This window comes from Pseudomonas sp. NPDC087817, assembly GCF_044742875.1.
Lineage (GTDB): Bacteria > Pseudomonadota > Gammaproteobacteria > Pseudomonadales > Pseudomonadaceae > Aquipseudomonas.
Window position 1 is genome coordinate 71,526 of the sequence record NZ_JBIUVJ010000005.1, and the last position, 16,531, is coordinate 88,056.

The window sequence follows — 16,531 nt, forward strand, 5'->3', positions numbered from 1 at the left end:
GCAACACTTCAGCCAGGAGCGCGAGACGATTGTTTTCAAGAAACAAGCGTCGAGCCTAGAACAACAAGGCCATTGGCTGGCCTGCCACGAACATTTGTCCGCAATGCCGGAAGGGCTGCCATCCCCTTAGCCAAACAGGTGACGCCACACGCACGATGAGGCGCGCCTTTATGATCGGAGCAGATCATGAATAACAACAACAACGACCAAAGCCTTACGCAGATTGAAACCCACGGGGTCGAACAGATCCCGGACCACGAACGCAGCGCAGGCCCGACGGACTTGTTCCGGATGATCTTCGGCGGCTCGAATACCTTTGCCACCGCCGTGCTCGGCAGTTTCCCGGTGCTGTTCGGCCTGTCGTTTCAGGCCGGCGTCTGGGCGATTGTTGCGGGCGTGCTGCTCGGCTCGCTGATCCTCGCACCGATGGGCCTGTTCGGCCCGCTCAACGGCACCAACAATGCCGTGTCGTCCGGTGCGCACTTCGGCGTGCACGGGCGGATCGTCGGTTCGTTCCTGTCGCTGTTGACCGCTATCGCGTTTTTCTCGCTCTCGGTGTGGAGTTCGGGGGATGCGCTGATCGGTGGTGCAAAACGCCTGATCGGTCTGCCGGAAACCGACCTGACCCTGGGCCTGGCCTACGGTCTGTTCGCGATTCTGGTGCTGACCGTGTGCATCTACGGCTTCCGCTTCTTGCTGTGGGTGAACAAGATCGCGGTGTGGAGCGCCAGCCTGTTGTTCCTGCTGGGCATCTTCGCCTTCGCCGGTCCTTTCGACGCGCATTACGCGGGCACCGTCAGCCTCGGTCAACCGGGCTTCTGGGCCGCGTTCATCGGCGCTGCACTGGTAGCGATGAGCAACCCGATTTCCTTCGGTGCGTTCCTCGGCGACTGGTCGCGCTACATCCCCCGTGAAACCTCCAAGCAACGGATCATGGCGGCGGTTGTGCTGTCGCAGATCGCCACGTTCATCCCGTTCCTGTTCGGCCTGGCCACCGCGACCATCGTTGCGATCAAGGCGCCGGACTACATCGCGGCGAACAACTATGTCGGTGGTCTGCTGGCGGTGTCGCCGAGCTGGTTCTTCCTGCCGGTGTGCCTGATTGCGGTGATCGGCGGCATGTCCACCGGCACCACCTCGCTGTATGGCACCGGGCTCGACATGTCCAGCGTGTTCCCACGGGTGCTGTCGCGCGTGAAAGCGACCTTGCTGATCGGCGTGCTGTCGATTGCCTTCATCTTCATCGGGCGCTTTGCGGCAAACCTGGTGCAGAGCGTGTCGACCTTCGCCGTGCTGATCATCACCTGCACCACCCCGTGGATGGTGATCATGATCATCGGCCTGCTGGTGCGTCGCGGTTTCTACTGCCCGGATGACCTGCAAGTGTTCACTCGCGGCGAGCAAGGCGGACGCTACTGGTTCAGCCACGGCTGGAACTGGCGCGGTCTGGGTGCGTGGATTCCGAGCGCGGCGGTGGGCTTGTGCTTCGTCAATTTGCCGGGGCAATTCGTTGGCCCGCTGGGCGAAATGGCCGGTGGCATCGACATCAGTCTGCCGGTGACCCTCGGTCTGGCGTCGGTGGTGTACCTGACGCTGCTGAGCCTGTTTCCGGAACCGCGCGAAGTGTTCGGCCCGACGGATGCGCGTAGCCAAATCGTGGAAAAAAACTGCGCCAGGCTGCCTGACGCAGATCCCCTGTAGGAGTGAGCCTGCTCGCGATAACTGCAGCACATCCAATAAAGATGTGACTGACAGACCGCTATCGCGAGCAGGCGAAGGCCTACAAAGGGCAGCACCACTGAACCAAATTTGTTTCACCATAAAAAAGACAATCGGAGACACGCCATCATGGCTTTGGATTTATTCGTCGTCCTCATCTACGCCGCCGGCATGCTCTTGCTCGGCTACTTCGGCATGCGCAAGGCCAAGACCAACGAAGACTTTCTCGTGGCCGGTCGTAACCTAGGCCCGAGCCTGTATATGGGCACCATGGCCGCGACCGTGCTCGGTGGCGCATCCACCGTCGGCACCGTGCGTCTGGGCTACGTGCACGGCATCTCCGGTTTCTGGCTGTGCGCGGCACTCGGTTGCGGCATCGTCGCGCTGAACCTGTTCCTCGCCAAACCGCTGCTGAAACTGAAGATCTACACCGTTACCCAGGTCCTGGAAAAACGCTACAACCCGATGGCCCGCTCGGCGAGCGCGGCGATCATGCTGGCCTACGCGCTGATGATCGGCGTGACTTCGATCCTCGCCATCGGCACCGTGCTGCAAGTGCTGTTCGGCCTACCGTTCTGGATCTCGGTGTTGCTCGGCGGTGGTGTGGTGGTGGTCTACTCGGCCATTGGCGGCATGTGGTCACTGACCCTGACCGACATCGTCCAGTTCATCATCAAGACCGTTGGCCTGATGTTCATCCTGTTGCCGATCTGCCTGTACCGCGTCGGCGGTTGGGATGAGTTGGTGCTGAAACTGCCGGCCACTGCCTTCAGCTTCACCACCATCGGCTGGGACACGATCATCACCTACTTCATGATCTACTTCTTCGGCATCCTGATCGGTCAGGACATCTGGCAACGGGTGTTCACCGTCAAGACCGCCAAAGTCGCGCAATACGCCGGCAGCATTGCGGGTATCTACTGCATCCTCTACGGCCTGGCCTGCGCGCTGATCGGCATGGCCGCGCACGTGCTGATCCCGGATCTGGACAACGTCAACAACGCCTTCGCCGCCATCGTCAAACTGTCGCTGCCGGACGGCATCCGTGGTCTGGTGATCGCTGCGGCACTCGCGGCAATGATGTCCACCGCCAGCGCCGGCCTGCTCGCCGCTGCCACCACCCTGACTGAAGACCTGTTGCCGAAACTGCGTGGCGGCAAACAGTCGAGCCTGGGCATCAACCGCCTGTTCACCCTGCTGACCGGCATCGTTGTGCTGGGTATCGCGCTGGTGGTAAACGATGTGATCAGCGCTCTGACCCTCGCCTACAACCTGTTGGTCGGCGGCATGCTGATCCCGCTGATCGGGGCGATTTTCTGGAAACGCGCGACCACCGCCGGCGCCATCGCCAGCATGGGCCTGGGCTTTGCCACCGCGCTGCTGTTCATGTTCAAGGACGGTCTGGACGCCAACACGCCGATCTACTACAGCCTGGCTGTCGGTCTGGTGAGTTTCGTGGTGGTCAGCCTGGTCTCCCCTCGCCCGGCGACCGTGGCGAGTGCGATCTAAGCTTTGATGTAACGACTTGATGCTTTCTTCGACGGGTGTGGCGTCGGTTGCCACACCCGTTTTTTTCGTCTGGAGAAAATGATTTATGAAGATCGTTTCTCGCGATCAGTGGTTTGAAGTGCAGCACCTGAGTGACGGCATCCGGTTGATTCATGAGCCGCACATTCGACCGTTCTACCGCTGCAACCTGTGGCACGTACAGGGCCGCGACAAAGACCTGTTGCTCGATAGCGGTTCAGGGCTTGTCAGCCTGCGCGAACAATTGCCATGGATTACCGAGCGACCGTTGGTGGCAGTGGCCAGTCATTGCCATTTCGACCATATCGCCGGGCATCACGAATTCGCTGAACGACTGGTGCATCCGGCCGAAGCGGACATTCTGGCTGCGCCCGATGGCGAGAATGATCTGAGCCGCGCTTTCGTCGGCGATGACATGTTCGAGGCGCATCCGGATTGCCCGTTGTGCTACGCCGAGTACCGGGTCAAAGCCGCGCCGGCGACCGGGTTTGTCGAGGATGGCGATGTGCTGGATCTGGGCGATCGCAGCCTGCAAGTGCTGCACACGCCGGGGCATTCGCCGGGCGGGATCAGCCTGTATGAAGCGGCGACACAAACGCTGTTCAGTGGCGACATCATCTACGACGGGCCGTTGATCGAAGACGCCTACCATTCGAATCTGGATGACTATGCGGCCAGTCTGCGGCGTTTGCAGGCATTGCCGATCCGCACCGTGCATGGCGGGCATTTCGGCAGTTTCTCCGGCGAGCATTTGCGTTCGATGATTGACGAGTGGTTACGCGGGCACGCGTGACGCCTGCTGTAATCAAGCAAAACAACAATCAGAAATATCTGCCATGAGAAGAGCTGCCGTGCGTGCCGCCGTGCACCGATATATTCGGCGCCTGCTGGAAACCCGCGAATTCAACGACAACACCAGTCTGGTGCAACTGGGTTTGGAGAAAGCTGATATCGAGGATCTGATCTTTCATCTGGAAGATGAATTCGGCCTGACGGCGTTTACGGCGGAGGAAGACCGGATGCTCAAGACCGCGAAGACCGCGAATGACTTGAGCCGGTTTTTACTGGAGATCGGGCGGCATTGAGAGGTATTGCCAAATACATATGTCAGGATGCTGGAGATCCCTGTGGCGAGGGGATTTATCCCCGATGGGCTGCGAAGCAGCCCCAAAACCATTAAACCCGGTTCGACCTGTAAGAATGTGATTGCTGCAAATGGGGCTGCTCCGCAGCCCATCGGGGATAAATCCCCTCGCCACAAATAACCCCATTCACCTGATGCTTACGTCTGCCTAGCGCCGACGCGGTTGGCGCCGACGCTGTTCGTCGTCTGTGCGAATCGGTACGGGTTGCAGAGGCGGTTCGATCAAGCCGAGGGCAACACCTAAATCGTGCAGCCAGTTCTGAATTTTCTCTTTCATCGTCATGCCCCCTTCAGGGTGGTGCTGAGCGGCCGGAATTCTGAGGCCGCTTCGCACTGATAATAGTCCGAAGTCCTACGCAATGCTCGGCGAAATCCGCAATGATCTGTTACTGAATTGAACAGAATTCCTGTCCATTCGTTCAAGCCGTTTCCCGGCTTTCATTCAGAGCCGCAGGATAGACGGCTTGCTGCACTTCAATCCACGCGTTGAGGTTGGCGCCAAGCATGCCTTTGCGCCACATGAGCCATGTTGTCGCACTCACGAACGGCTCAGCCAATGGATGCGCGGCAACGTTCTCGCGACCCGGCAGACTGGCGAGCATCGACTCCGACATCAGCGCCACGCCACTGCCCGCCACCACACAAGCAAGCATGCCCTGATAGGACTCGATTTCCATCGCCCGGCCCATCGCCGCATGGGCGTGGGCAAACCACGCCTCCAGGCGCATACGGTAGGAGCAGCCCTGGCGGAACGTGAACACCGAACGCCCTTCAACATCCGCGGCGCTGCGCACCGGTGGATGATCGATTTCCGTGATCAACACCAGACGCTCTTCGCACAGCGGCACACCATCGAGCCCGGCCAGCTCCAGCGGGCCGTCCACCAAAGCCGCATCGAGGCGACCGGTGAGCAAGCCTTCGAGCAGTTCGCCGCTCGGTGCCGACTGCACTTGCAGGTTCACCGCCGGGTACTGCTTGTGATACCGCGCCAGCAACGCCGGCAAATGGATCGCTGCGGTGCTGTACATCGTACCCAGAACAAAATCCCCCGCCGGCTGCCCACCCATCACCGCCGCAGTGGCCTGATCACGCAGGGCAAACAGTTTGCCGGTGTAGTCCAGCAAGACTTTTCCCGCAGGCGACAGCTGCAAACGCTGACGTTCGCGGACGAAAAGCTCTACGCCGAGTTGCTCCTCCAACTGTTTAAGCCGGGTCGACAGATTCGACGGCACTCGGTGCAGGCGTTCGGCGGCGCGGGTGATCGACCCTTCCTGCGCAACGGCCTGAAAAATCCGCAGTTGGCTGAATTCCACGACCTTTCTCCAGAACAGAACAAGTTACTCACTATTATTCAATTTTAAAGAAAGTCAATCAGTCTTAGCCTGACGGTCATTGATCCTCTAAAGGAATCCAGACCATGTCGCCGCTGATTCGCTTATCCGCTTGCTTCGTCGCTCTGATGATGGCCATGGGCATCGGCCGTTTCGCTCTCACACCGCAAATGCCGCATCTGCTCAGTGAAGGGCAGTTTGACCTGACGGCCGCCGGTCTGATTGCGGCGGCCAACTACCTCGGTTATTTGCTGGGTGCGGTGGATGCAATGTTCGCCCGCCGTCCCGAGCAGGTGCAGCGTCGCCTGCACGGCGGATTGTGGCTGTGCGTGCTGCTGACGCTGGCATCGTTCTGGGCCAACGGTTTCTGGTCGCATCTGGTATTACGCTTCGGTACCGGCGTGGCGAGTGCCTGGGTTCTGGTGATGATCACATCACTGAGCCAGCCATTGGCTGCGGCGGCAGGGCGTCCTCGGTTGGGCGCATTGGTGTTTGCCGGACCAGGTCTGGGAATTTTTCTGACGGGATTGCTGGCACTCGTCTCACATCTGCTGCAGCAGACGTCGGCGACGTTGTGGCTGATTTATGCCGTGGCGGCCTTGGTGATGATGCTCGGCGTCTGGCGCTTTTTGCCGCAACCGGTCGCCGCGCCCATCGTTGCAACGACTTCCATCAATCCAGCCAATCGCGGCATTGCCCGTCTGGCCGTTATTTACGCGTTGTACGGCATCGGCTACATCATCCCGGCGACGTTTCTGTCGCAGATGGCCAACGCGCAGTTTCACGGGCAATGGCAAGCGGATCTGTTCTGGCCGTGCTTCGGCCTTGGTGCGGCCATCGGCGTGTTGCTGGTGAGTTTGCGCCGGCATGATCCGGCGACCACGCGCCACTGGTTGACGGCGACGCTGTGGCTGCAAGCCGCCGGGGTTTTTGCCTGCTTGTTGGGCAGTGGTTGGGGTCTGGCACTGGGTGTGGTTCTTTGCGGGACGCCGTTTCTGGCCTGCATGCAGTTGGTCATGCAACGCTCCCGGGAGCTGGCGCCGCATGCCACCCAGCGCAATGCCGGCATGTTGACCGCTTGCTTTGCCGTCGGCCAGCTCAGCGGCCCGTTGCTGGCCGCGCTGAGCAGCCATTTCAGCGGCGGTTTGCAGCCTGCGCTGGTGATCGCCGGCAGCGGCTTGTTGATGGCCGGTGGCCTGGCGCGGCAATCGACTAGCGCTGGCCGAGCGCTTTGCGCAAACGCCGACGCAGCCACTGCTCGGCGCTGACAAAAGTGATGCCGAGCAATACCAGCACCGCACCGATGACAAAGTTCAGGCTCAGGTGTTCGCCGAGCAGCAACACGCCGAAGGTGACGCCGAACAACGGCGTCATGAACGAGAACACCGCGAGGTTGGCGGCCAGATAACGGCGCAGCAGCCAGAACCACACCAGGTAACTGAAGAACGACACCACCAGGCCTTGAAACAACACGCTGGCCACTGCCACTGTAGTCAGGCTGACATGAGTAATCTGGCCGCTGAACAGCGCGATCAGCAACAGGCCGAGAAAGCCGACGATCAATTGATAGAACAGGGTCAGCGTTACCGGTGCCTCGGACAACCGCGAAGCGCGCACCACCACCGTCGTCGCGCCCCAACAGGCGCCAGCCAAGACACCAAAGGCGTCCCCCAGCAGCATCCGCCGGTCGAGGTTGTCCCACGACACGCCGCCAGCGAAGGCAATCGCGATACCGATGAAGGCGAGCAAAATCCCCAGCCACTGCAAGGGCCGCAAACGCTCGCTGGCCAACAGGAAGTGCACGCCCAGCGCGGTGAAGATCGGCGCGGTGTAGAGGAACACTGACATGTGCGCCGCCGTGGTCAGTTGCAGGCCTTCGGCGATGAAAAAGAACTCCAGGCCGAACAGCGCACCGGCCAACAAGCCGCCGCGCCAGGTCTTGCCGACCTGATTCCAACCGCCCTTCCAGCAGATGAGCAGTCCTACCAGCAATGCGGAAATGCCCGAGCGCGCCGCCGCTTGCATGACCGGCGCAATGTCGGGCGCCGCCCACTTGATCATCACTTGCTGCACGCCCCAGATCAGGCACAGGCCAATCATCACTTGCAGGGCAAAACTATCGGCATTGCGCCGCTCGATACTCACGGCAACACCTCGTATACACACAACATGGCAGGCCATCCAATGGTCATAACAAAGCCCCGGATCGATGTCCGGGGCGAATAGTGATGGCGTCGATTATTCACCAGTGCGGCAGAAAAAGCCGTCTGGAAAAGACATTTAATTCTTCCGTTGCGTCAGCGGTGAATGGCTGTCGGCTGCGCCGTCAATCGCTGGCAAGCGAGCTCCCACAGGGTTGCATAGTGTCTACAGATTCTACGTTCGGCACAAAACCCTGTGGGAGTCTGGCTTGCCAGCGATGAGGACGGGCGAAGCAGCACAACTCAACGCTTCGAAACAGCAAACCGCCGAGCCACACAAAACCCGACCGTACAAGCCACCGCCGTGGCAAACGTCCCCCATCCCCAATCCAGCAATGTCACCTGCACCGACCAGCCGCGCAATGTCGCCCAATTGGTCAGGTCATACGTCCCATACGCCACCAGCCCCAACAACGCTCCCATCCGCGCCGCTTGCTGCCAACTGAGCGCGGGCAACACCACAAACTGGATACAACCAAAAACATACAGGCAATAAAAAACCGCTGCGGGAACCAGCAGCGGTTTTTCGAGCATCAGCGGACCGAGCAGTTCGCGATAGGTCGGTGCCATCAGCAGGCCGAGCCAGATGCCGTCAAGCAAAAGAAACGTCACCAACGTGGCGACGTAGGCAATCAACGCTTTTTTCATTTACCCGACCTCCTGTGAGCCCATGCAACATGGGCCACACCAGGCTCAGGTTAGTTCAATGCGATCGGCGTGAATGACGATCTTGCCATCCTTGTACAGCGAACCGATGGCCTTCTTGAAGTTGCCCTTGCTGACGCCGAACAGGCTGCTGATCAGTGCCGGGTCGCTCTTGTCGCTGACCGCCAGCGTGCCGTCGTTCTCGCGCAATTTGGCGAGGATCTTCGACGACAGGCTGCTGGCCGCTTCCTGGCCGACCGGTTGCAGGCTCAGGCTGATCTTGCCGTCACTGCGCACTTCCTTGATGAAACCCTTTTCACGCATGCCGGAGCGCATGAACTTGAAGATTTCATTCTTGTGAATCAAACCCCAATGCTTGTTGTTGATGATCGCCTTGAAGCCCATGTCGGTGGCTTCGGCGACCAGCAGATCAACTTCCTGGCCTGCGCTGTACGTGGCCGGGGTCTTGTCGAGGTAGCGATCCAGACGCGCGGTGGCGGTGATGCGGCGGGTGTGCTTGTCGAGGTAGACGTGCACTACGCAGTACTCGCCGGCAGTCATCTGCCGCTTCTCTTCGGAATACGGCAGCAACAGATCTTTCGGCAAACCCCAATCGAGGAATACGCCAATGCTGTTGACTTCAACAACTTTCAGACTGGCAAACTCGCCCACCTGAACTTTTGGTTTTTCCGTGGTAGCGAGAAGTTTGTCTTCGCTGTCCAGATAAATAAATACGTTGAGCCAGTCTTCATCTTCGCTGGGAATATCTTTAGGGATATAACGGTTGGGCAAAAGAATTTCGCCGTCGGCACCGCCGTCCAGATATAAACCGAAGTTAGTGTGTTTAACCACTTGCAAACTGTTGTAACGCCCGACTAAAGCCATTTTCCAGAACCCTCATTGCGTGGGCGGCATTCTACCCGGTTTTGCCGCGTCCGTTCGCGGGCAAACCGGCGAGGCCGCAAATTCTGTGACAAGCCTTGATTTTCCTCGGTCGCGGGCCGGCGACCTGCCGCTCGTCAGTCTGATTTCGCGCCTCGCGATCGAGCATCACGGCGCCACGGAACATCAATGTTCTTATTTAAAACAGCAGGTTAGCCGGATATTTCGAGTATTGAATCGAGAGTAATGCAGCAACGCACTGGGTTATTCCGAAGGATATTTACCAAGCTATTGTCAAGTTATTCCTGTACGATGCCTAGCCGAGTTACTTTTCTACAGGTTAATGGCCGCCATGCGTGTAAAAGCATCCACCAGCAAAGCAAAGCCAGCTCCAGCCGTTGAAACCAGCGAATCGATCAACGATCAGATCGCAGCGTTCCTCAAGTCCGGCGGCGAGATTCAGCAAATTGCCAAAGGCGTCAGCGGCCAGACGTTCGGCCCGTCCAAGCAGATCAGCCTGGGCAAGAAGTAACACCCGGTAATACACCCGTCCTGAGGCGCTTTGAGCTTCGAAGCGTCTGGACTGGCACCCTCGCCACACCCCACCTCTGTTTAATCAAACTTGTATAAATCGACGAACGGCCTTCAATGCCGATCATTCGCCGGTATCCTTGCACGCGTCTAGATCAAGCGTTTCAGCAGGCCCGCCGGCCAGCGCTCGCTGTTCATGGAGTGACGCATGCGCAAAACATCCTGTTTATTGCTTGTAGGCCTGCTGGCATGCACGACTGCGCACGCGCAGATTTTCCAGCGTGAGCTCGGCGATTTCGACCTCAAACTCGGCACCACTCCGAGCCGCAGCATGGCCCAAGGCCTGGTCAAACCCGCGGCGGTCGGTTCATTCCACGGCGGCCTCGATCTGAGCCATAACAGTGGGCTCTATGTTGGCCAATACGCACCGAGCATGGGCATCACTCCGGGCAAAAACCTCGAGATCGATTCCTACGTCGGCTTCAAACAACCCTTCGATAACACCCTTGGCTATGAAGTCGGGATGATTCACTACAGCTATCCCAAGGTGGATACCCTCGACAGCCAGGAACTGTTCGGTGGCCTGACCCTACTCGGCAGCCGATTCGGCATCGCCTTGAGCAACGATCCGGACAAACAGAACAACACCCTGTTCGCCGACCTTGGCGGCAATCAGCCGTTTGGCATTGGCGTCAGCATGAAATACACCACCCACCAACTGAACACACCGGTCGCTGTGGACGGTGGCTACGTCAGCAGCTTCACCGATTGGTCGGTGAAATTCTCGCGTCCGATCATGGGCGTCAATCTGGACCTGGTCTACAGCAATTCCAGCCTCAGCGGCAGCGATTGCTCGGCCTACTCCGGCCATAACAGCGAGTGCGACGGCCTCGTCACGCTCAAGGCCGAACGCGCGTTCTATTGATCGGCTGAACTGCTGCACACCTTCTGCGTTCACATAAGAATCAGACTTTCGAAGCCAGGCTCACGCAAGGATTCGCCCATGTCTCGCAGCTTCAAAAACATTGCCGCCCTGTTGATATTCACCCTCGCTCTCGGCGCCTGCAGTCGCGTCGGCCTGGCCTATCGCAACCTCGACGTGATCATCCCGTGGACGCTCAGCGACTATGTGGACATGAACGGCGAGCAGAAAGACTGGTTCAACGAGCGACTCAAGGAACACCTGAGTTGGCACTGCACTACGCAATTGCCAGGCTATCTGGATTGGCTGGATCGCTTGCAGACCATGGTCGAAACCAATCAGGTCACCGACGCAGCACTTCAGTCGCGCACCGTGGAAGCCAAACAGGCCATCGCTGAAACCGCACGAGAAATCACTCCGTCTGCAATCGAGTTGTTGCAGGGGCTGGATGACAAGCAGGTCGCGGAAATGAACGACGCGTTTGCCAAGGATCTGCGCAAACGTCAGGAGGAATACCTCAAGCCACCGCTCAGCCAACAGATCGCCGAACGCGCTGCACGCATGGATAAACGCCTGAACGACTGGCTCGGCCCTTTGAGCGCGCCTCAGGAACAACGGGTGATGGCCTGGTCAACGGCGCTGGGCGATCAGAACACCCAGTGGATCGCCAATCGTGCGCATTGGCAGAAGCAGTTCAGCGCCGCCGTCGCGCAGCGTAACAGCCCGGAGTTCCCACAACGAATCGAAACACTTCTGGTCAATCGCGAGAGTTTATGGACAGCGGATTATCGCAAAGCCTTTGCCGATACCGAGGCGCAGGGACGCGCACTGGCGGTGGACTTGATGGCGGTAAGTACGCCGCAGCAGCGTCAGCGGTTGTTGAAGAAGATCGAGGGTGTACGGAAGGATTTCAATGACTTGAAGTGTCTGAAGGCCAAGCAAAAACCCTGAGCATTACGTATTTCAATTTTAGGAGTGAGCCTGCTCGCGATCGCGGTGTGACAGACGCTGTTTATGTGGCTGTCACAATGCGATCGCGAGCAGGCCCACTCCTACAGGGCGATCTGCGTAAACTCAGGCAATCTGGGCTTTGGACGCCACTTCATCAAATGTCGCCTCATCCAGCGCATCCTCCTGCTCATCCAGCACCTGGCGCGGATGATCATTGCCGGGGATGCTGCTGTCGATCAGGCTCAGCAGGCTGGATCCGCGCGGGGTCAGAATGAAATTGTTGCCGGTACTGCCTTCGTGGTCCGGGCGCGGCGCGATATACCCGCGGTCGAGCAGCAGACCTTCATACTCACAGGCCAGCGTTTTCAGATGATCCAGATTCTCGATCTGTTCACCTGAATTGGCTTTCTCCGCCGCATAGTCCTCGGCGTATTTTCGAGGCGCGAAACTTTCGCCAGCGCTGTTCTGCACTTCGTGCAGCAAACGCTCAATCAAATCCCACTTATAAGTCGTCATCCTGATTCAACCTCCGATGCGCATGGTTTATGGCGCTGTCATAGGTTGTGACCCGAGCCTGTCGCAGCCGTTCAGCCGCGTTTTGCGAGATGACCGACCGGCGGTCTGTCGAATTCCCTGTTGGTCAAGCGACTAGTCTGAAACAGACGGTTTCAACCCCGCAGGAGAAATCATCATGAACGTTGAGAATCATCCGGTGGTGTCGCGCGAAGAATGGCTCACCGCCCGTAGGCAACACCTCGATCACGAAAAAGCCTTCACCAAGGAGCGCGACCGCCTCAGCGCGGAACGCCGCGCCTTGCCGTGGGTGAAGATGGAAAAGGACTACCACTTTCAGGGCCGGAACGGCGAACTGAAACTGGCGGACCTGTTCGGTAAACACAGCCAGTTGGTCGTTTACCACTTCATGTTTGCCAAGGATTGGGAAGAAGGCTGCCAGGGCTGCTCATTCCTCAGCGACCACATTGATGGCGCCAACCAGCACCTGGCCCATCACGACATCGCTGTCGTTGCTGTTTCCCACGCGCCGTTCAACGAATTTCAGGATTTCAAACGGCGGATGGGCTGGAAGTTTGACTGGGTGTCTTCAGAAGGCTGCGACTTCAACTATGACTTCGGTGTTTGTGCCCGGGCTGGGGATGTGGCTGCAGGAAAGGCTACGTACAACTATGAAAGGACCGACAGTGCCGAGGAAGAGATGCCGGGGCTGAGCGTTTTTTATCGCAACGATAAAGGCGAGATATTCCATACCTATTCAACCTATGCCCGTGGCCTGGACATGTTGGTTGGCGCCTACAACTACCTCGATCTCACACCCAAGGGCCGCAATGAGGACGAGATCATGGAGTGGGTTCGTCATCATGATCGGTATGAGGCAAAAGCAAAGTCCAGTTGCTGCCATGGAGACTGAAAGGCAAGTACAGATTCTGAACTTTTCCCGCCACCCAGGCCTCAACCGGTTAACCCGCCTTAACCGGAACTGAGGCCTGCCACGATGAAAACCCTGATCAAGCTCACCCTCGCTGCCACTCTTGCCTGCGCCCTGCCCGTCTGGGCCTGCACGCCGGAAGAAGCCACCGCCAAACGCGAACAACTGGCCAAGGAAGTCGCCAAGCTCACCGAGCAGAATCCAGCCAAGGCCAAGGAAATCAACGCTGAGTTGCAGAAGATGGATCTGGGCACGGCCAGTGCGGATCTGCCGGACAAGTGTCAGTTGATTGATCAGCGGTTGAAAGAGCTGGATACAGCAGAGAAGAAAACCGAAAGCTAAAAAGCTAAAGATCGCAGCCTTCGGCAGCGCCTACACCGAACTCTGTAGAAGCTGCCAAAGGCTGCAATCTCTCGACCGTGAAAATGCATTAATGCATTTATTTATTTGCACAAATGCATATTCATGACTACGGTTACATCGAGCAAGGAGATCGGCACCGGCCATCGGAGATGGCAACCGTTGAATACCGATCGCTCTGTAATGCCGCAACACCCATACAAGCTGGACGCTTGTTTTCACTCATGGAGGATTGAAAATGTTAACCACAGAAGCAACCCGATTTACCGGCGAAACTTTGCCAAGGTGCCTGATCGGCCATCTTCTCGACCCGCAACTGGTCGAAGTCGAAGCCGCTGTACAGGTCAACGCGCTGGCCGCCAGTCTCAACTTCAACATGCAAAAGCAGACCCAGACCAACTGGTGCTGGGCCGCCGTCTCCGCCTCGGTCGGCAACTATTACGGCACCGGAAACTGGACCCAGTGCGGGGTCGCCAGTTCGGCACTGGACCGCAACTGCTGCAATCAACCCGGTCCGTGCAATGTCTATGGCTATCTGGACACCGCGCTGCGGATCACCCGCAGTTACAACGGCATGAATCAGGGCTCGCTGCAGATGTCGGCCATCCAGAACCAGATCAGCATGGGCCGACCGGTCGGCCTGCGTTGCGCCTGGTACGGCGGCGGTGCGCATTTCCTGACGATCTACGGCACCAACGGCGATTACGTGCTGGTCGCAGACTCGATCTACGGCTACTCGACCCGCGCCCTGAATGCCTTCCCCCGTTCCTACAACGGCGGCGGCAACTGGACCAACACTTACTTCACCGTAAAAAACTAGGAGGGCAACATCATGCAACTGACTTATCCAAAGGCGCCTTCCAACGGCGTACAGACCTTGCGTCCGGTACTGCAAGCCGCCCTGCAAACCCGGGGCTTTGGCGTAAACCGCCAATTCGCCAACGCCGCTGCGGCGAAGATCAGTCTCAGCGAGGCTTATCGTGGCTACTCGCTCAGTCTGGACGACCTGAACAACGGCAAAGGTCTGCAGAACGCGCGAATCGGCGATTGGCATTACCTGGTGTTTGCCGATGGCGTAACGATTGCCGATGCACAATTGGCTGAAGTGCGCGGGCATGTCGAGTTCGCCTCGTTGAACCACGGCGACCTCGCCGCCGCCACGGTGGGTGCGCTGAAACTGGCAGAGCAATCGCCGCAGTTGCAGGGCAAAACCGTGGAGCTGCGGCTGTTGTTTGTATCTGCGCTCAACGTTGTGGCGATCTGGCTGCATGCTGACGGTGAAGAGCTGCTGATCCCGATCGAACCGACGCCCAGGGACCTGGCCGTCACTCGGTTGTACAGCGAGGCTGCCCTGCTCGCTGCATTGAAACCGGCGGCTGCTCAGGCGAAACAGCGCTTTGATGCCGACACCAGCGGCCTGCTGGGCAACTGACAAACGCTGGACGAAAAAAAACCCGGACATTGTCCGGGTTTTTTCTGTGTGCCTGAATCGACTTACTCAGCCGCAGGCTCTGCCGGCTTGCGGCGCTTGAGCGGGGCCATGCCGTCGCTGCTCACCAGAGAGTCCGGTTTCGGGCGGTTGACACTCTTGCGCTTGGTCGGCGTCTTGGCGGCGGTTTTCTTCTTGTCGCCCTTGGCGTCGGTCTTTTTCTTCTTCACGCCGACAGCTTTGCCCGAGGCCTTGACCTTTTTCGGTCCGCCGTAGGTGCCTTTGACTTCCTTGATGGTGCGGCGCTCGAAGCTCTGCTTCAGATAACGCTCGATGCTCGACATCAGGTTCCAGTCGCCGTGGCAGATCAACGAGATCGCCAGACCGTCGTTACCGGCGCGGCCGGTACGACCGATACGGTGTACGTATTCGTCGCCGCTGCGTGGCATGTCGAAGTTGATCACCAGATCCAGGCCATCAACGTCCAGACCACGGGCCGCGACGTCGGTGGCCACCAGAATCTTCACGCCGCCCTGCTTCAGACGGTCGATCGCCAGTTTGCGATCCTTCTGGTCTTTCTCGCCGTGCAGCACGAACGCCTTGTATTCCTGAGCCACCAGACGCCCGTAGATGCGGTCGGCCATGGCGCGGGTATTGGTGAAGACGATGGCCTTCTGATAGGTCTCGTTGGCCAGCAGCCAGTTCACGATCTGTTCTTTGTGCTGGTTGTGGTCGGCGGTGATGATCTGCTGACGGGTCGTCGAGTTCAGCTGGCTGACCGCGTTGAGCTGCAAGTGCTCGGGGTTGTTCAGCACCTTGGCGATCATCTCGCGCAGGCCGGAACCGCCGGTGGTGGCGGAGAACAGCATGGTCTGCTGACGGTTCGGGCATTCGTCGACCAGACGCTGGACGTCTTCGGCGAAACCCATGTCGAGCATGCGGTCGGCTTCGTCGAGCACCAGTACTTCGACTTCTTTGAGGTCGAGGTTGCCGGCGTTGAGTTGCTCGATCATCCGGCCCGGGGTGCCGATGAGGATGTCCGGCACTTTGCGCAGCATCGCCGCCTGCACCTTGAAGTCTTCACCGCCGGTGATCAGGCCGGACTTGATGAAGGTGAACTGCGAAAAGCGTTCAACTTCCTTCAAAGTCTGCTGGGCCAGTTCGCGAGTCGGCAGCAGGATCAGGGTCTTGATGCTGACGCGAACCTTGGCCGGGCCGATCAGGCGATTGAGGATCGGCAGGACGAAAGCGGCGGTTTTGCCGCTACCGGTTTGCGCAGTCACCCGCAAATCACGCCCTTGGAGCGCCAGCGGGATGGCCGCGGCTTGCACAGGCGTTGGCTCGACAAATTTCAGCTCGGCCACAGCTTTAAGCAGGCGTTCGTGCAGGGCGAATTGGGAAAACACGGGTGCTACCTCGAAGATATGCAAAAAAACAGCTGCATA

At 58.6% G+C, this 16,531-nt stretch carries 19 protein-coding genes and 1 pseudogene; 13 read left to right on the forward strand and 7 right to left on the reverse strand.

The window, feature by feature from the left end:
- The 5 genes and pseudogenes from ACIONG_RS06995 to ACIONG_RS07015 form a co-directional block, all read left to right on the forward strand.
- A pseudogene (locus ACIONG_RS06995) lies at positions 1-130 on the forward strand (DUF4440 domain-containing protein); the annotation flags it as partial.
- Between the two features lie 56 nt (positions 131-186).
- A complete protein-coding gene (locus ACIONG_RS07000) occupies positions 187-1,701 on the forward strand; it encodes a purine-cytosine permease family protein (protein ID WP_401297657.1) in 1,515 nt (504 codons plus the stop codon).
- A 147-nt stretch (positions 1,702-1,848) separates the two neighbouring features.
- The gene (locus ACIONG_RS07005; RefSeq protein ID WP_103306194.1) at positions 1,849-3,228 is read left to right on the forward strand and encodes a sodium:solute symporter; all 1,380 of its coding nucleotides are present in this window, start codon (positions 1,849-1,851) and stop codon (positions 3,226-3,228) included.
- Positions 3,229-3,313: 85 nt separating this feature from the next.
- Positions 3,314-4,039 carry an MBL fold metallo-hydrolase gene (locus ACIONG_RS07010; protein WP_213027886.1) on the forward strand — a complete coding sequence of 242 codons (726 nt, stop codon included), beginning with the start codon at positions 3,314-3,316 and terminating at the stop codon, positions 4,037-4,039.
- A 43-nt stretch (positions 4,040-4,082) separates the two neighbouring features.
- Positions 4,083-4,331, forward strand: a complete 249-nt coding sequence (locus ACIONG_RS07015) for a phosphopantetheine-containing protein (protein ID WP_034153223.1) — start codon at positions 4,083-4,085, stop codon at positions 4,329-4,331.
- Positions 4,332-4,538: 207 nt separating this feature from the next.
- On the opposite strand, the gene ACIONG_RS07020 is transcribed toward ACIONG_RS07015, so the two are convergent.
- Positions 4,539-4,667, reverse strand: coding sequence for a PA1414 family protein (locus ACIONG_RS07020; protein WP_003184145.1), 129 nt, complete (start codon positions 4,665-4,667; stop codon positions 4,539-4,541).
- 142 nt (positions 4,668-4,809) lie between these two features.
- A complete protein-coding gene (locus tag ACIONG_RS07025; RefSeq protein WP_213027884.1) occupies positions 4,810-5,703 on the reverse strand; it encodes a putrescine utilization regulator PtrR in 894 nt (297 codons plus the stop codon).
- A 104-nt stretch (positions 5,704-5,807) separates the two neighbouring features.
- Between ACIONG_RS07025 and ACIONG_RS07030 the strand changes: the two genes are divergently transcribed.
- Positions 5,808-6,989 carry an MFS transporter gene (locus ACIONG_RS07030; protein ID WP_103306190.1) on the forward strand — a complete coding sequence of 394 codons (1,182 nt, stop codon included), beginning with the start codon at positions 5,808-5,810 and terminating at the stop codon, positions 6,987-6,989.
- Here the strand turns inward: ACIONG_RS07030 and ACIONG_RS07035 are convergent.
- The 3 genes from ACIONG_RS07035 to ACIONG_RS07045 all read right to left on the reverse strand — a co-directional run bounded on the left by ACIONG_RS07035 (position 6,934) and on the right by ACIONG_RS07045 (position 9,452).
- Positions 6,934-7,866, reverse strand: coding sequence for a DMT family transporter (locus tag ACIONG_RS07035; RefSeq protein WP_103306189.1), 933 nt, complete (start codon positions 7,864-7,866; stop codon positions 6,934-6,936). The genes ACIONG_RS07030 and ACIONG_RS07035 overlap by 56 nt on opposite strands.
- A gap of 299 nt (positions 7,867-8,165) precedes the next feature.
- A complete protein-coding gene (locus ACIONG_RS07040; protein ID WP_213027882.1) occupies positions 8,166-8,570 on the reverse strand; it encodes a DUF2177 family protein in 405 nt (134 codons plus the stop codon).
- A 45-nt stretch (positions 8,571-8,615) separates the two neighbouring features.
- Positions 8,616-9,452, reverse strand: coding sequence for a S1 RNA-binding domain-containing protein (locus ACIONG_RS07045; protein WP_103306187.1), 837 nt, complete (start codon positions 9,450-9,452; stop codon positions 8,616-8,618).
- Positions 9,453-9,792: 340 nt separating this feature from the next.
- On the opposite strand from ACIONG_RS07045, the gene ACIONG_RS07050 reads away from it, so the two are divergent.
- The 3 genes from ACIONG_RS07050 to ACIONG_RS07060 all read left to right on the forward strand — a co-directional run bounded on the left by ACIONG_RS07050 (position 9,793) and on the right by ACIONG_RS07060 (position 11,853).
- On the forward strand, positions 9,793-9,981 hold the full coding sequence (locus ACIONG_RS07050) for a hypothetical protein (RefSeq protein ID WP_016985943.1): 189 nt from the start codon (positions 9,793-9,795) through the stop codon (positions 9,979-9,981).
- A gap of 207 nt (positions 9,982-10,188) precedes the next feature.
- Positions 10,189-10,905, forward strand: a complete 717-nt coding sequence (locus ACIONG_RS07055; RefSeq protein ID WP_401297665.1) for a TorF family putative porin — start codon at positions 10,189-10,191, stop codon at positions 10,903-10,905.
- A 78-nt stretch (positions 10,906-10,983) separates the two neighbouring features.
- Positions 10,984-11,853 carry a DUF6279 family lipoprotein gene (locus ACIONG_RS07060; protein ID WP_401297668.1) on the forward strand — a complete coding sequence of 290 codons (870 nt, stop codon included), beginning with the start codon at positions 10,984-10,986 and terminating at the stop codon, positions 11,851-11,853.
- Positions 11,854-11,976: 123 nt separating this feature from the next.
- Here the strand turns inward: ACIONG_RS07060 and ACIONG_RS07065 are convergent, their stop codons facing one another.
- Positions 11,977-12,369, reverse strand: coding sequence for a transcriptional regulator (locus tag ACIONG_RS07065; RefSeq protein WP_401297671.1), 393 nt, complete (start codon positions 12,367-12,369; stop codon positions 11,977-11,979).
- Between the two features lie 175 nt (positions 12,370-12,544).
- Here ACIONG_RS07065 and ACIONG_RS07070 point away from each other — a divergent pair, with 175 nt between their 5' ends.
- The 4 genes from ACIONG_RS07070 to ACIONG_RS07085 all read left to right on the forward strand — a co-directional run bounded on the left by ACIONG_RS07070 (position 12,545) and on the right by ACIONG_RS07085 (position 15,089).
- Entirely contained in the window at positions 12,545-13,279 is a 735-nt protein-coding gene (locus ACIONG_RS07070) for a DUF899 domain-containing protein (RefSeq protein ID WP_401297674.1), read from the forward strand.
- 84 nt (positions 13,280-13,363) lie between these two features.
- Positions 13,364-13,639 carry a hypothetical protein gene (locus tag ACIONG_RS07075; RefSeq protein ID WP_401297677.1) on the forward strand — a complete coding sequence of 92 codons (276 nt, stop codon included), beginning with the start codon at positions 13,364-13,366 and terminating at the stop codon, positions 13,637-13,639.
- A gap of 256 nt (positions 13,640-13,895) precedes the next feature.
- Entirely contained in the window at positions 13,896-14,477 is a 582-nt protein-coding gene (locus ACIONG_RS07080; protein WP_103306181.1) for a papain-like cysteine protease family protein, read from the forward strand.
- Positions 14,478-14,489: 12 nt separating this feature from the next.
- Complete coding sequence (locus tag ACIONG_RS07085; RefSeq protein WP_401297680.1) at positions 14,490-15,089, forward strand: hypothetical protein; 600 nt, start codon at positions 14,490-14,492, stop codon at positions 15,087-15,089.
- A 62-nt stretch (positions 15,090-15,151) separates the two neighbouring features.
- Here ACIONG_RS07085 and ACIONG_RS07090 read toward each other — a convergent pair whose 3' ends face one another.
- Complete coding sequence (locus ACIONG_RS07090; protein ID WP_103306179.1) at positions 15,152-16,492, reverse strand: DEAD/DEAH box helicase; 1,341 nt, start codon at positions 16,490-16,492, stop codon at positions 15,152-15,154.
- Between the last annotated feature and the right edge of the window lie 39 nt (positions 16,493-16,531).

Excerpts from the sequence above, each read along its gene's own strand:
- ACIONG_RS07045 (WP_103306187.1), bottom strand. The coding sequence starts at position 9,452 with ATGGCTTTAGTCGGGCGTTACAACAGTTTGCAAGTGGTTAAACACACT.
- ACIONG_RS07030 (WP_103306190.1), top strand. The coding sequence starts at position 5,808 with ATGTCGCCGCTGATTCGCTTATCCGCTTGCTTCGTCGCTCTGATGATG.
- ACIONG_RS07020 (WP_003184145.1), bottom strand. The coding sequence starts at position 4,667 with ATGAAAGAGAAAATTCAGAACTGGCTGCACGATTTAGGTGTTGCCCTC.
- ACIONG_RS07085 (WP_401297680.1), top strand. The coding sequence starts at position 14,490 with ATGCAACTGACTTATCCAAAGGCGCCTTCCAACGGCGTACAGACCTTG.
- ACIONG_RS07005 (WP_103306194.1), top strand. The coding sequence starts at position 1,849 with ATGGCTTTGGATTTATTCGTCGTCCTCATCTACGCCGCCGGCATGCTC.
- ACIONG_RS07055 (WP_401297665.1), top strand. The coding sequence starts at position 10,189 with ATGCGCAAAACATCCTGTTTATTGCTTGTAGGCCTGCTGGCATGCACG.
- ACIONG_RS07040 (WP_213027882.1), bottom strand. The coding sequence starts at position 8,570 with ATGAAAAAAGCGTTGATTGCCTACGTCGCCACGTTGGTGACGTTTCTT.
- ACIONG_RS07010 (WP_213027886.1), top strand. The coding sequence starts at position 3,314 with ATGAAGATCGTTTCTCGCGATCAGTGGTTTGAAGTGCAGCACCTGAGT.
- ACIONG_RS07050 (WP_016985943.1), top strand. The coding sequence starts at position 9,793 with ATGGCCGCCATGCGTGTAAAAGCATCCACCAGCAAAGCAAAGCCAGCT.
- ACIONG_RS07060 (WP_401297668.1), top strand. The coding sequence starts at position 10,984 with ATGTCTCGCAGCTTCAAAAACATTGCCGCCCTGTTGATATTCACCCTC.
- ACIONG_RS07080 (WP_103306181.1), top strand. The coding sequence starts at position 13,896 with ATGTTAACCACAGAAGCAACCCGATTTACCGGCGAAACTTTGCCAAGG.
- ACIONG_RS07000 (WP_401297657.1), top strand. The coding sequence starts at position 187 with ATGAATAACAACAACAACGACCAAAGCCTTACGCAGATTGAAACCCAC.
- ACIONG_RS07075 (WP_401297677.1), top strand. The coding sequence starts at position 13,364 with ATGAAAACCCTGATCAAGCTCACCCTCGCTGCCACTCTTGCCTGCGCC.
- ACIONG_RS07065 (WP_401297671.1), bottom strand. The coding sequence starts at position 12,369 with ATGACGACTTATAAGTGGGATTTGATTGAGCGTTTGCTGCACGAAGTG.
- ACIONG_RS07070 (WP_401297674.1), top strand. The coding sequence starts at position 12,545 with ATGAACGTTGAGAATCATCCGGTGGTGTCGCGCGAAGAATGGCTCACC.
- ACIONG_RS07015 (WP_034153223.1), top strand. The coding sequence starts at position 4,083 with ATGAGAAGAGCTGCCGTGCGTGCCGCCGTGCACCGATATATTCGGCGC.